This window comes from Streptomyces caeruleatus (assembly GCF_001514235.1).
GTDB lineage: Bacteria > Actinomycetota > Actinomycetes > Streptomycetales > Streptomycetaceae > Streptomyces > Streptomyces caeruleatus.
Map to the genome: position 1 here is coordinate 157529 of NZ_KQ948924.1, position 12343 is coordinate 169871.

The 12343-nt window shown below is 72.1% G+C and carries 12 protein-coding genes and 1 pseudogene; 5 read left to right on the forward strand and 8 right to left on the reverse strand.

Annotation, left to right across the window (positions count from 1 at the left end; all coding sequences use genetic code 11):
- The first annotated feature begins 37 nt into the window (after window positions 1-37).
- A complete protein-coding gene (locus AQJ67_RS44575; protein ID WP_079055708.1) occupies window positions 38-268 on the forward strand; it encodes a hypothetical protein in 231 nt (76 codons plus the stop codon).
- A gap of 26 nt (window positions 269-294) precedes the next feature.
- On the opposite strand, the gene AQJ67_RS00705 is transcribed toward AQJ67_RS44575, so the two are convergent.
- Entirely contained in the window at window positions 295-1176 is an 882-nt protein-coding gene (locus AQJ67_RS00705) for an LLM class F420-dependent oxidoreductase (protein ID WP_062715921.1), read from the reverse strand.
- Between the two features lie 90 nt (window positions 1177-1266).
- A complete protein-coding gene (locus AQJ67_RS00710) occupies window positions 1267-2277 on the reverse strand; it encodes a TerC family protein (RefSeq protein WP_062715922.1) in 1011 nt (336 codons plus the stop codon).
- Window positions 2278-2512: 235 nt separating this feature from the next.
- Between AQJ67_RS00710 and AQJ67_RS00715 the strand changes: the two genes are divergently transcribed.
- The 4 genes from AQJ67_RS00715 (at window position 2513) to AQJ67_RS00730 (ending at window position 6596) form a co-directional block, all read left to right on the forward strand.
- Window positions 2513-3490, forward strand: coding sequence for an alpha/beta hydrolase (locus tag AQJ67_RS00715; protein ID WP_062715923.1), 978 nt, complete (start codon window positions 2513-2515; stop codon window positions 3488-3490).
- A 233-nt stretch (window positions 3491-3723) separates the two neighbouring features.
- Window positions 3724-4728 carry a helix-turn-helix domain-containing protein gene (locus AQJ67_RS00720; RefSeq protein ID WP_062715924.1) on the forward strand — a complete coding sequence of 335 codons (1005 nt, stop codon included), beginning with the start codon at window positions 3724-3726 and terminating at the stop codon, window positions 4726-4728.
- Between the two features lie 131 nt (window positions 4729-4859).
- Window positions 4860-5318: a MarR family winged helix-turn-helix transcriptional regulator gene (locus AQJ67_RS00725; RefSeq protein ID WP_062715925.1), complete on the forward strand. Its 459-nt coding sequence runs from the start codon at window positions 4860-4862 to the stop codon at window positions 5316-5318.
- An 84-nt stretch (window positions 5319-5402) separates the two neighbouring features.
- A complete protein-coding gene (locus AQJ67_RS00730; protein ID WP_062715926.1) occupies window positions 5403-6596 on the forward strand; it encodes a CaiB/BaiF CoA transferase family protein in 1194 nt (397 codons plus the stop codon).
- Window positions 6597-6614: 18 nt separating this feature from the next.
- Here AQJ67_RS00730 and AQJ67_RS00735 read toward each other — a convergent pair whose 3' ends face one another.
- The 6 genes and pseudogenes from AQJ67_RS00735 to AQJ67_RS00760 form a co-directional block, all read right to left on the reverse strand.
- Window positions 6615-8672 (reverse strand): beta-galactosidase, encoded by a 2058-nt coding sequence (locus AQJ67_RS00735; protein WP_062715927.1) that lies wholly within the window; start codon window positions 8670-8672, stop codon window positions 6615-6617.
- Between the two features lie 40 nt (window positions 8673-8712).
- Complete coding sequence (locus AQJ67_RS00740) at window positions 8713-8901, reverse strand: ABC transporter permease family protein (RefSeq protein ID WP_062715928.1); 189 nt, start codon at window positions 8899-8901, stop codon at window positions 8713-8715.
- A 111-nt stretch (window positions 8902-9012) separates the two neighbouring features.
- A pseudogene (locus tag AQJ67_RS00745) lies at window positions 9013-9339 on the reverse strand (carbohydrate ABC transporter permease); the annotation flags it as partial.
- Between the two features lie 468 nt (window positions 9340-9807).
- Entirely contained in the window at window positions 9808-10809 is a 1002-nt protein-coding gene (locus AQJ67_RS00750) for a LacI family DNA-binding transcriptional regulator (RefSeq protein ID WP_244190336.1), read from the reverse strand.
- Between the two features lie 153 nt (window positions 10810-10962).
- Complete coding sequence (locus AQJ67_RS00755) at window positions 10963-11832, reverse strand: fructosamine kinase family protein (protein WP_062715929.1); 870 nt, start codon at window positions 11830-11832, stop codon at window positions 10963-10965.
- Between the two features lie 45 nt (window positions 11833-11877).
- Window positions 11878-12333 (reverse strand): (2Fe-2S)-binding protein, encoded by a 456-nt coding sequence (locus tag AQJ67_RS00760; protein WP_062715930.1) that lies wholly within the window; start codon window positions 12331-12333, stop codon window positions 11878-11880.
- Window positions 12334-12343 lie beyond the last annotated feature (10 nt).

Here is a 12343-nt window from a genome sequence, read left to right on the forward strand (position 1 = left end):
CCCGACGATCACCCCCATCGACGTACTAGGAGTCGCCATGACCAGCACGACCGGTACCGTCTGCCCGCACTGCGGATGGCCCGACGGCGCCGAGCCCTACCAGGTGGTGTCCCGGCACGGCACGGCGGCGGGCAGCACGGTGTGGACGCGGTGCGCCTGCGGCTCGCTCCAGGTCCGCAGCGTGGACGCCCGCGGGATGCGGGTCGTCTCGCGCAGCGGACCCACGGCCACGCCCACGGGGAGTGCGGCGAACTCGCCCTGCCGGTGAGCACGACCGCGCCGCGCACCGTGCGGTCAGTCGAGCCCGGCCAGCCGTCGCACGGCCGGGGCGGCGAAGTTCTCGATGAACGCCGCCGGTTCGCCCGTGCGCGGGCCGAGGATCACGGTGTCGATACCGAGCCCGGTGTAGCCCGCGACGTCCCGCGTGAAGGCGTCGAGGTCGCCCGCGCCGACCGCCTCGCCCGTGTACACGACCGTCCTGCGGATCTCGTCGTAGTCGCGCCCCTCGGTCTCGCAGTGGCCGCGCAGGACGTCGAGCTTGTGGCGGACCTCGTCCGGCGAGGTGGCGAACAGGTTGCAGGCGTCGGCGTACCGCGCGACCAGCCGCAGCGTCTTCTTCTCCCCGCCCCCGCCGATCATGATCTCGGGGTGCGGGGCACTGATCGGCGCCGGCACGCACAGGGTTTCGGCCAGCCGGTGGTGCTTGCCCTCGAAGGGGCCGTTCGCCTTCGGGTCCCACATCTGGAGGCAGATCCGCAGGGTCTCCTCCAGCCGCTCGAACCGCTCGGCGACCGACGGGAAGGGCACACCGAGGCCCTCGTGCTCCCGCCCGTACCAGGCCGCGCCGATCCCGAGGGTGGCCCGGCCGCCGGAGAGCACGTCGAGTGACGTGGCGATCTTCGCGAGCAGGCCAGGGTGGCGGTAGGTCACTCCGGTGACCAGGGCGCCGAGGCGGACCGTGGAGGTGTGGGCGGCGAGGTAGCCGAGGGTCGTGTAGGCCTCCAGCATGGGGTCCTCGGCGCGGTCGTTGAACTCCATCTGGAAGTAGTGGTCCATCACGGACAGCCAACTCACCCCGGCCGCCTCGGCCGCGGCACCCGCGGCAGCGAGTTCGGCCCCGAGCGCGGGGCCGCCTCCGGGGTGGTCGAACCGGTTGATGTGCACGCCGACCCGCATGTCCTGTCTCCGTTCACCCGGACCTTCAGCGACCTTGACGACGCTAGATCTTCGAGCGCTCTCGAAGTCAAGGGGGCGACGGGGCGCCCGCTACGCCACGCCTTCGGCCTCCGCCTCCGCCTCCGCCTGCTCCTGCTCCTGCTCCTGCTTCTGCTTCTGCTCCTGCTTCTTCGAGGCGCGCAGACTCGTCAGCGTCGTGACGGCCAGGACGAGCACGATGAAGCCGAGGGAGAAGGGGATGCTGATCTCGGGGACGTGGACGCCGGACTCGTGCAGGGCGTGCAGGACGAGTTTGACGCCGATGAAGCCGAGGATGATCGACAGGCCGTAGCTGAGGTGGACCAGCTTCTTCAGGAGGCCGCCGATGAGGAAGTAGAGCTGCCTGAGACCCATCAGGGCGAAGGCGTTGGCGGTGAAGACGATGTACGGGTCCTGGGTCAGCCCGTAGATGGCCGGGATGGAGTCGAGCGCGAACAGGACGTCCGTCGAGCCGATCGCCAGCATCACGACCAGCATCGGCGTCATGATCCGCTTGCCGTTCTCGGTGATGAACAGCTTGGTGCCGTGGTACCGGTCGGCCACGCCGAACCGCCTCTCGGCCATCTTCAGCAGCTTGTTCTCCTGGTACTCCTCCTCGTGCTCCTCCTTGCGGGCGTCCTGGATCAGCTTCCAGGCCGTCCAGATGAGGAAGGCGCCGAAGAGGTAGAACACCCAGGAGAACGCCGAGATGATCGCCGCGCCGGCCGCGATGAACCCGGCGCGCAGCACCAGCGCCACGATCACGCCGACCATGAGGACCCGCTGCTGGTACTGCGAGGGCACCGCGAACTTCGCCATGATCAGGACGAAGACGAAGAGGTTGTCGACGCTGAGCGACTTCTCGGTGATGTAGCCGGCGAAGAACTCGCCCGTGGGCCCGCCGCCACCGTAGAAGTAGAGCCCGACGCCGAAGAGACAGGCCAGCACGACCCAGACGATGGTCCACGTCCCCGCTTCCCGGAGGGAGACGTCGTGGGGTTTGCGACCGATGAAGAAGTCCACGGCGACGAGCGCGCAGAGGGCTACGACGGTCAGCAGCCAGACGGAGAGGGAGACGTTCACAGGTGCTACTCCTGGTGCAGGTGGGGCTTTGACAGCGTTGTCGCCGGTCGGTCCATTCCTCCACCCCCGGCAGGTGAACAACGGGTTATGTCCTGGCAAGCTCCAGGTCACGAACTCGCCACCCGCCGGACGGCGGGCAGGTTCCGCCGAACGGCGGCCCCCCGGCCGGGGCCGGTGCGCAGATCATGGCCGCAGAGCCGCCGGGCACGTGCGTGCCCCCGTGTGAGGAGAACCCATGACCCAGGCCCCGCCGCCCCCGTTCGATCCCGAGCTCGCCGCCGCCCTGGAGCTCATCAAGGACGTGATCTCCCCCGGCCTCACGATGGACGAGATAGCCGACGTCCGGCAGGGTGCGGGAATCCAGATGCTGGCCGAGCTGGATCTGACCCTGGACGGGTTCTTCGAGGTCGAGGACCGCGCCGTGCCTGGCCCGGAGGGCGCGCCCGAGATCTCCCTGCTGATCTGCCGGCCCGCCGTCCCCGCGCAAGGGGGCCCGCGGCCCGTGATCTACCACGTGCACGGCGGCGGCATGATCATCGGCAACAACCGCGTCGGCGTCGACGCCGCCCTGGCCTGGGCGAAGGAGCTGGACGCGGTCGTGGTGTCCGTGGAGTACCGGCTCGCGCCCGAGCACCCGCACCCGGCGCCGGTCGAGGACGTGTACGTCGGCCTGGAGTGGACGGCGAAGAACGCCGCCGAGCTCGGCGCCGACCCGCAGCGCATCGTCGTCGCCGGGGCGAGCGCGGGCGGTGGGCTGTCCGCGGCGCTGGCCCTGCTGACCCGGGACCGCGGCGGCCCTCAGCTGATCGGCCAGCTGCTGATGTGCCCGATGCTGGACGACCGCAACGACAGCCCGTCCACGTACCAGATGGCGGGCCTCGGCGTCTGGGACCGCACGGCGAACGAGACGGGCTGGACGGCGTTGCTCGGCGACCTCCGCGGCGGCCCCGACGTTCCGGCGTACGCGGCGCCGGCCCGGGCCGAGGACCTCTCGGGGCTGCCCCCGGCCTTCCTGGACGTCGGCTCCGCGGAGACGTTCCGTGACGAGGTCGTCGCCTATGCCTCCCGGATCTGGCAGGCGGGCGGGGCGGCCGAGTTGCATGTGTGGCCCGGCGGCTTCCACGGCTTCGACGGGTTCGCTCCGCAGGCGGCGCTGTCGCAGGCCTGCCGGGCGGCGCATGTGGAGTGGCTGCGGCGGTTGTTGAGCCGCTGAGGGGGTGGGGCGGCTGCTCGTTGCGCCCGGTGCCGGGTGGTGTCGCGGCTGTTCACCTGCCGGGACCCGTGGTCGGGCGGGTGCGGGTCGTCGGTGGCTGGTTGCGCCCACGCGGCGGAACCGCATGTCGATGCAGCCCCGCACCCCCTGGGGTCGGCCGCCGGGCCCGGTGTTTCAGGTGCGAGTGGCACCGACGGCCCCCGTCCCTTGACCCCATACCGCACCATGGGCCTATGAAAGAGCTGGCCGGACGTCTCACCGCGCTGGATCCGGATGCCGGGGCCGCCGTGCGCGTCATCGCCTACTTCGACCGGCTCGCCGAGTCCCGGGCCGGGCTGGAGGCGCTGGTGCGCGGTGCCGCCGTGCTCGCCGGGGTCCCGGCGCGGCTGGTGGACGCGGACCGGCGGGTGCAGGTGCGGGTCGAGGCCGACGGGACACGCCGGGAGAACGACCTGCCGCCCGACCCCGGCTGGCCGTACGCGGCACTGACGCCGGGCGGCGCTCCCGCGCTGTGGCTGGAGCGGGCCCGTGCGGCGGAGCCCAGCGTCGTCGACGCGGTGATCCTGGAGCGGGCCGCCGGGGCCGTACGGCTCGTCCTCGACCGGACGCGCGGGCGGGCGCCGGCCGATGATCCGGCGCTGGTCGAGACCGTCCTCGACGCCACGGCACCGGAGGCGGCACGGCTGCACGCGGCCCGTCGGCTGGGGCTCGACCCCGCCGCACCGGCCCGCGCCCTCGCCCCGCTCGACGGCCGCCCCCGCATCGCCCCCGCGCAAGGGGACCCCGAACCGCCGGTCGGCCGGGTGGGCGTGGGCCCCGTCGTGCCCGTGCTCGACCTGCCGCACTCCTGGGAGCAGGCCCGCGTCGCACTCCGGTTCTCGGCCGAGGGCACCGCGCAGGACCCCGGCTCCGGTGTGGTGCACGCCGACGAACTGGGCGACGTCGCTCTCCTCGCCCACCTCGTCGCCCCGGGCGCCGAACCGCCGCCCGACGTGCGGGCCTTGGAGGCCGCCGCGGCCGCCACGCCGTGGCTGCTCACCACGCTGCACGCCGTCGCCACGACGGTGAGCCTGCGGGCGGCGGCGTCCGAGATCAACGTCCACCACTCCACACTCCAGGAACGGCTCGCCCACGCCGAACACCTGCTGGGCTGGCCACTGCGCACTCCACAGGGCCGGTTCAGGCTGGGTCTGGCCCTGGCTATGCGGCATCTGGTGCGGAGCCAGGGAGAGCAGTAGACCGGAGGGCCGGCCACACGGCCACAACAAGAAGCACTACTTGCAGGCGCACCATAAACGCCATAGCCGTATATTTCGCGGATGCCCTATCCTGGATGTCCCATCTCATCGGGACGAAGGAAGCCGGCCCCATGACCGCCACGGACCCCGCACTCACCGCCCTCGCCCAGGGCTGGTGCGCGCTCTCCCTGCTGCACGGAAGGATCGAGGCGCACATCGAGCGCGCCCTTCAGACCGGACACCACCTGAGCGTGCGCGAGTACTCCCTGCTCGACGTGCTCAGCCGCCAGCACGACGGCGAAGGCGGCCACCTCCAGATGAAACAGGTCGCCGACGCGGTCGTCCTCAGCCAGAGCGCCACCACCCGGCTCGTCACCCGCCTCGAAGACCGCGGCCTGCTCTCCCGCTACCTCTGCCCCACCGACCGCCGCGGCATCTACACCGACGTCACCGAGGCGGGCCTCCACCTCCTGCAGGAAGCCCGCCCCACCAACGACAAAGCCCTCCGCGAAGCCCTCGACCAAGCCGCGCAGAACCCCGAACTAGCCCCGCTGGTCCGGACGGTGGAGACGCTCCGCGTGCCCGCCTGAGGTCGGCCGGGTGGAGAAATGCGCAGGTCAAGAGGGTCGGGGCGGCATTGACAGGGGTCGGGCGGGGTCGTAGAACTGGGCCCTATGATCGCGTCGCAGCTTCCCCTGTCCGGCATCACGGTGGTCAGCCTCGAACAGGCCGTGGCCGCCCCCTACGCCACCCGGCAACTCGCCGACCTGGGCGCACGCGTGATCAAGATCGAGCGGCCCGGGGACGGTGACTTCGCCCGCCGCTACGACACGACGGTGCACGGTCACTCCAGCTATTTCGTCTGGCTCAACCGGTCCAAGGAGTCCCTCACGCTGGACCTCAAGGACCCCCGGGGCCGCGAGATCCTGCACCAGCTCCTCGACGGCGCCGACGTCTTCGTACAGAACCTGGCGCCGGGCGCGGCCGACCGGCTCGGCCTGGGCGTCGTCGCGCTCGGCGAGCGGTGGCCGCGGCTGATCCCGTGCACGATCTCCGGGTACGGCACCTCGGGGCCATGGGCCGACCGCAAGTCCTACGACCTGCTGGTGCAGTGCCAGACCGGCCTGGTGTCGCTGACCGGGACCCCGGACGGGACCGCCCGGGTCGGCATCTCCGTCGCCGACATCGCCGCGGGGATGTACGCCTACAGCGGCATCCTCACCGCCCTGTTCACGCGCGCCACCAGGGGTACGGCCCACCCGGTGGAGGTGTCCCTGTTCGAGGCGCTGGCCGAGTGGATGGGCCAGCCCGCCAACTACACCCGCTACGGCGGCACCCAGCCCCCACGGCTGGGCAGCCAGCACCCCACGCTCGCCCCGTACGGCGCCTTCACGGCCGCCGACGGCAAGGAGGTGCTGTTCTCCATCCAGAACGAGCGCGAGTGGGCCGTCCTGTGCGCGGAGTTCCTCGGCCGGCCCGAGCTGACCGACGACCCGCGGTTCGCCACGAGTTCCGCCCGCGTCGCCCACCGCGACGAACTCAACGCCCTCGTCGCCGAGCGCTGCGCCCGCTCCGACGCCGAGGAGATCCTCAAGGACCTGGAGTCCGTCGCCATCGCCTGCGCCGGGGTCAACGACGTCGCCGCGTTCCTGGACCATCCGGTCCTCGCCGCCCGCGACCGCTGGCACGACGTGGCCGTACCTGGTGGCGCGACGGTGCAGGCCCTGCTGCCGCCGGCCGACCTCGCCGGACTGCCCGCGCGGATGGACCCCGTACCGGCGGTGGGCGAGCACACGGACGCGATCCTCACCGAACTCGGCCGCACCGGCGAGCAGATCGAGGCCCTGCGCGCCGACGGCGTCGTCTGACGGGCACCGCCCCGAGCCTCACTGCTCCTGAAGGACCTTCACATCCCACGGGCCGAGCGGTACTTCGGTGGTGTACACGGCGCCGGTGAGTACGTCTCGTACGGACTCCGGGACGGTGACGGTCACCGGATCCCACGACCAGTTGTGCAGGAAGCGGACCCGGTGGCCGGCACGGGACCTGGCCGAGGTCGACGTGACGCTCGGGTGCGCGGGGGACCAGGCGTCGGCGGCCGGGGTCGCCCACCGGAGCAGGGCCTTGGCGAATGCCGGGTCCGGGACGGTGCCGACGTAGGTGATGCGGCCGGTGCCGTGGGGGTGGGTGGTGGCGGCGGGCCAGCGTCCGAAGTGCGGGTGCTCGTAGGACGCCAACGCCTCGGCGCCCCGCGGTCGCAGGCCGTCGGCCCAGTGCACCGCGCGGGCCTCGGGCGGGAGGGTGAGGCCGCTGGTGCCGGTCACGGGGAGCGGGGCGTCCAGGTTGCTGAACTCGTCGTATGTCACGCCGGCCGCCTCGGCGAGGCGTGCGGGCTGGACGTCGGTGCGGGCGCGCGCCTCGTGGTCGCCGTAGGCGGTGCGGGGGCCGAGGACCAGGTGGCCGCCCTGCTCGGCGTAGGCCTTGAGCCGGTCCAGGGTGGCGTCGTCGGCGGCGTAGTAGGCCGGGACGACGAGGACCGACGGCAGTTCGGTGTCGGGGAGTTGGCCGGGGTGGAGGATGCGGGACTGGAGGCCGGCGTCGAAGGCGCCCCGGTAGAAGGCGTCGAAGACGGTCTCGTAGGACCGGTCGTCCGGGCCGCCGTCGGGCTTGGCCAGCGGGGGCTGGGCCTGGAGTGCCCATTTGCTGGGGCCGTCGTAGAGGAACGCGACGTCGGCGTCCGGGGTGAGCGAGGCCACCAGGTCGCCGGCGGTCTCCAACTCCGCACCCAGTGCGGCGAGTTCGCGATAGACGCGGCCGGGGCGGCCGTTGTGCGGGAGGACGCCGCCCCAGTAGGTCTCGGCGCCGAAGTGCAGGGTGTGCCAGTGCCAGTACTCGATCATCGAGGCGCCGCGCGAGATGAGCGCCCAGGCGGCCTGGCGGTACTGGCCGTCGTAGGCGGGCCGGTTGTTCCACGGCCAGCTGATGGCCTGGGCGTTGGTCTCCGTGACGAGGAACGGCTCCTGGCGGGAGGAGTACATGCGGTCGGCGCTGCGGTAGAGCGCCCAGGTGCCGTTGGTCGTCCAGTCCTGCCCGGAGCGGTTCCGGTCGGGCAGGGCGAGGGCGTCCTGCATCGTGTAGTACGGGTTGCCGGCGGTGACGTCGAGGGCCTCGGTCAGCTTGTCGTCCTCGACGCCCTGGCGGTCGTAGGAGATGCAGGTGGTGACGAACTGGCCGGGGCGGGCGTACTCGCGGACGATCTCGGCCTGCCAGGCGATGAACTCGGTGGTGAGGCGGGCCTGGAAGCGCCGCCAGGCCAGGTCGTACTGCGGCTGGACGTTGCCGTCGGGGGTCCACAGGTCGGCCCAGGTGGAGAGGCGGTGCGACCAGTAGACGAGGCCCCATTCGCGGTTGAGGGTCTCGACGTCGCCGTAGCGTTCGCGCAGGTCGTCGGTGAAGCGCTGGAAGACGCCGTGGTTGTGGAAGAGGTGCAGGCCGGGTTCGTTGTCGACCTGGAAGCCGATGACGGCCGGGTGGTCGGCGTAGCGGGCGGCGATCCTGCGGATGATCCGTTCGGCGTGGAAGCGGAACGCCGGGTGGGTGAAGTCGACCTCCTGGCGGGCGCCCCAGCCGTGGCGCAGGCCGGTGCGGTACTCCCCCGCGATCTCCGGGTACTGCCGGGCCAGCCACGGCGGCACCGCGTACGTCGGGGTGCCGAGGACGACGGAGATGCCCCGCTCGTGGGCGCCGTCCAGGACCGGCTGGAGCCAGTCGAGGTCGAAGCGGCCGTTCTCGGGCTCCCAGGTCGACCAGACGGACTCGCCGACCCGGATCACGGTGAAGCGGGCCTCGGCCATCAGGTCGAGGTCGTCCTTGAGCCGCTCGTGGGGCTGGTACTCGTGGTAGTAGGCAGCGCCGAACAGGACACGGGGCGGAAGCTCGAACATCTTTCTCCCATACGGTGGTTGAGGTGAATCGGGGGTGGCGTCAGCCCTTGACGGCACCCGTGGACAGGCCTTCGAGGAGCTGTTTGCGCAGCACGACGAAGAGGGCGACGGCGGGCACGACGGCGAGGACCGCTCCGGCGAGGACGAGGTCGTACTGGCGTTGCTCCGACACGAACAGGGTCTGCAGGCCGAGCGGCAGGGTGTACTGGGCGCTGTCGGAGACCAGCACCAGCGGCCACAGGAAACTGTTGTAGCAAACCGCTCAGCGCCCACAGCAGTGGGGCGAGGAAGGCCACCGCCAGCAGGACGAGTACGCCGTACAGCGGCACACGGGTGCGCGTCATGAGGCCCTCCCGATGCCGAGGAGACGGTTGACGAGCTGACTCAGCCCGAAGACGAGGACGAAGAGCACGACGGCCGCCGCGGCGGCGTAGCCGAACTGCTGGCGCTGGAAGGCGGCGCGGCAGATGAACATGGTGACCGAGAGGGTCGATTCGGCCGGTCCGCCGCCCGTCAGCAGGTAGGGCTCCTCGAAGATCTGGGCCGCGCCGATGAACGACGTCACGATGACGAAGGCGGTCACCGGTTTCAGGGCGGGCAGGGTGACGGTGGTGAAGGTGCGCAGGCGTCCTGCGCCGTCCAGGGCGGCGGCCTCGTACAACTCCCTGGGTACGTTCTGGAGTCCGGCGAGGAAGAAGACCGTGAGGTAGCCCGTCCAGCGCCAGACCGGGTACGGCGGCGATGTCGTCGGTGAGGTCGTACAGCAGCCGTTCGGCTATGTCGCCGCGCAGCATGCGCGGGAAGCTGCCGATCTCGAAGCCCACCAGGTCCGGCGTGCCGCGCCCGGCGACGGCCTGGGCGAGGAGTTTGGTGACCACGTCGGGGGCTCCGGCGCGGGTGACCTTCAGGTGGTAGCGGAAGTCGGTGAGCCGGTCGGCCTGCGGGATGCCCTTCTCGAAGAAGGCCTCGTAGCCGGGGTCGTGGGTCCACAGGGCGAGAGTGACGTTCCCTGAGGTCAGGGTGGTGGTGCGGTCGGCTCCGCAGGCGGAGAGTGCGGCGGCGGTGCCGGCGCCGAGGGCGGTGCGCAGCAGGGCGCGGCGGTTCGGGGGGTGCTGGGGTGTACACACGTGACTCCTCACGTGGTGCGGATGGGTCCGGTGGAGGCCCGTACGGTCAACTCGACGGCCGGTGCGGTGGGTCCGGCCGGTTCGGGGCGGCCCTCGATCAGGGCGGTCAGATGGTCGACGGCGCGGCCGGCGACGGCGGTGAAGTTCTGGCGGACGGTGGTCAGGGGCGGGGCGAGGTAGGCCGCGGCGGGGATGTCGTCGTAGCCGATGACGCTGATGTCGTCGGGGACGCCGCGGCCCGCCTCCGTGAAGGCGTGCAGGGCGCCGATCGCCATGTCGTCGTTGGCGACGAACACGGCGGTGACGTCGGCCAGTCGGGCCAGCTGCCGGCCGGCCGCGTAGCCGGCGGCCGGGCTCCAGTCGCCTTCCGTGGCGAGGGGCGGTTCGGGGGCTCCGGCGGCGGCCAGCGCCTCACGCCAGCCGCGCAGCCGGTCGCGGGCGGCCCACCAGTTCTGCGGGCCGGGGATGTGCCAGACGGTGCGGTGGCCGAGGGAGAGCAGGTGCTCGGTGGCGATGCGGGCGGCCGCGACCCCGTCGGCGCCGACGACCGCGCCCACGCCCTCGGTGAGGTCGACGCCCTCACCGAGGCTGACCACCGGTACGTCCGCGCTGAGCCTGAGCGGTGTGCCGTCGTCGATGGGCTCGGACAGTACGATCCCGTCGACGCCCTGCTCCAGCAGCGCCTCGACGGCGACGGACACCGGCTGCCCCTCCAGGGTGCTCGCCAGGGCGAACGAGTATCCCGCCCGCTGCATGGCCCGCTCCAGGGAGATGAGCAGCGTCGACGGTCCGTACAGGGCGGTGCCCAGGGAGACGACACCGATCCGTCGGTAGCGGCCGAGGAGCAGGGCGCGTGCCGCGTTGTTCGGGCGGTAGTCCAGCTCTCTGATGACCCGGAGCACGCGGTCGCGGACCTCCGGGCTGACATGCGGCTCGCCGTTGACGACCCGCGAGACCGTCTTCTGGGAGACGCCGGCGGCGCGGGCGACCTCGGTCATCGTCGTCGCCATGGGAGCTCCCGGGAGTAGCGGGTCGATCGGTCTTTGACTACGTAGTCATGCGTGGTGACAGCTCGGCCAGCGGCGGCATGACTACGTAGTCAGCCAGTGTCGGGAGCGTTCGGCGCGCAGTCAATGGTCTGTGCGCCGGTAATCGTTCGTGCGTCAACCAGGGCGCAGAGTCGTCCTGGCCGCCGTGAGGGCCTGTTCCGCGTAGCCGCGGCCGAAGAGGACGGCGTGTACCAGGAGAGGGAAGAGCTGGTGCAGGGCGATGCGGTCGGCCCAGCCGTCGGCCAGCGGCGCGGTCCGCTGGTAACCCTCCAGGATCCGGTCGAGGTGCGGGCAGCCGAAGAGGTGGAGCATCGCCAGGTCGGTCTCGCGGTGGCCGCCGTGCGCGGCCGGGTCGATCAGCCAGGTGTGCCCGTCGGCGCCCCACAGCACGTTGCCGTTCCACAGGTCGCCGTGCAGTCGGGCGGGCGGCTCGGCGGGGCCCGCCAGGTCGGGGAGCCGTGCGCAGACCTGCTCGAACACCGGTGCCTCGGCGCCACTGACCGTGCCCGCGTCGACCGCGCGGCGCAGATACGGCAGCACCCGGTGCTCGGCGTACCAGCGGGGCCAGTCGGGGCCGGTGGCGTTGCGCATCGGGGCCAGCCCGATGTAGGCGTCCTCGGGGCCGCCGGGCGGTGGGGCGCCGAACGCCGGTGCGCCGGCGGTGTGCAGTGCGGCCAGATCGCGGCCGAACCGCTCCGCCGCGTCGGCCTGGGGACGCCCGGTCGCCACCCGGTCGGTGACCAGCCATCGCTCGTCGTGGCCGTGCACGGCGGGGATACGCACGGTGCCGGTCTCGGCCAGCCAGCGCAGCCCCGCTGCCTCGGCCCGCGAGGCCCGGTCGCCGTCGCCGCGCTTGACGATCACCACCTGCCCGCTGTCCAGGGTGACTTCGGCGAGCGTTTCGGAGAGCCGGCGTTCACTGGTGGCCGCGAGCCCGGTGAACCGCGTCGCCGCGGCGCCCGGGCCGTCCAAGGAGTTGCGCACGGCCCTCAGCGTACGGCGGTCCCCGGCCGTGCTGAAGGCGGCAGGTCAGCTGCCGGCGGCCGCCTTGTCGATCGCCTCGCGGATCCGGGAGTAGGTGCCGCAGCGGCAGACGTTCTCGATCCGGTCGATGTCGGCGTCCGTGGGCCGGGGCGTCTTCTTCAGCAGGGCGGCCGCGGCCATGATCTGGCCCGGCTGGCAGAAGCCGCACTGGGCGACGTCGCAGTCGAGCCAGGCCTGTTGCACCGGGTGGAGCCGGTCGCCGTCGGCGAGGCCCTCGATGGTGGTGACCTCGCGGCCCGCGCAGTCGGCGACCGGGACGACGCGGGGCTGGATCTCGTCGCCGTCGAGATGGCTGGTGCAGGCGCGACAGGCGCCCACGCCGCAGCCGTACTTGGGGCCGGTGACGTTCAGCAGGTCGCGCAGCACCCACAGCAGGGGCATGTCGGCGGGTGCCTCGACGGTGACCCGCCTCCCGTTGAGGGTGAAGGAGTGGGAGGGCATCGAATACCTT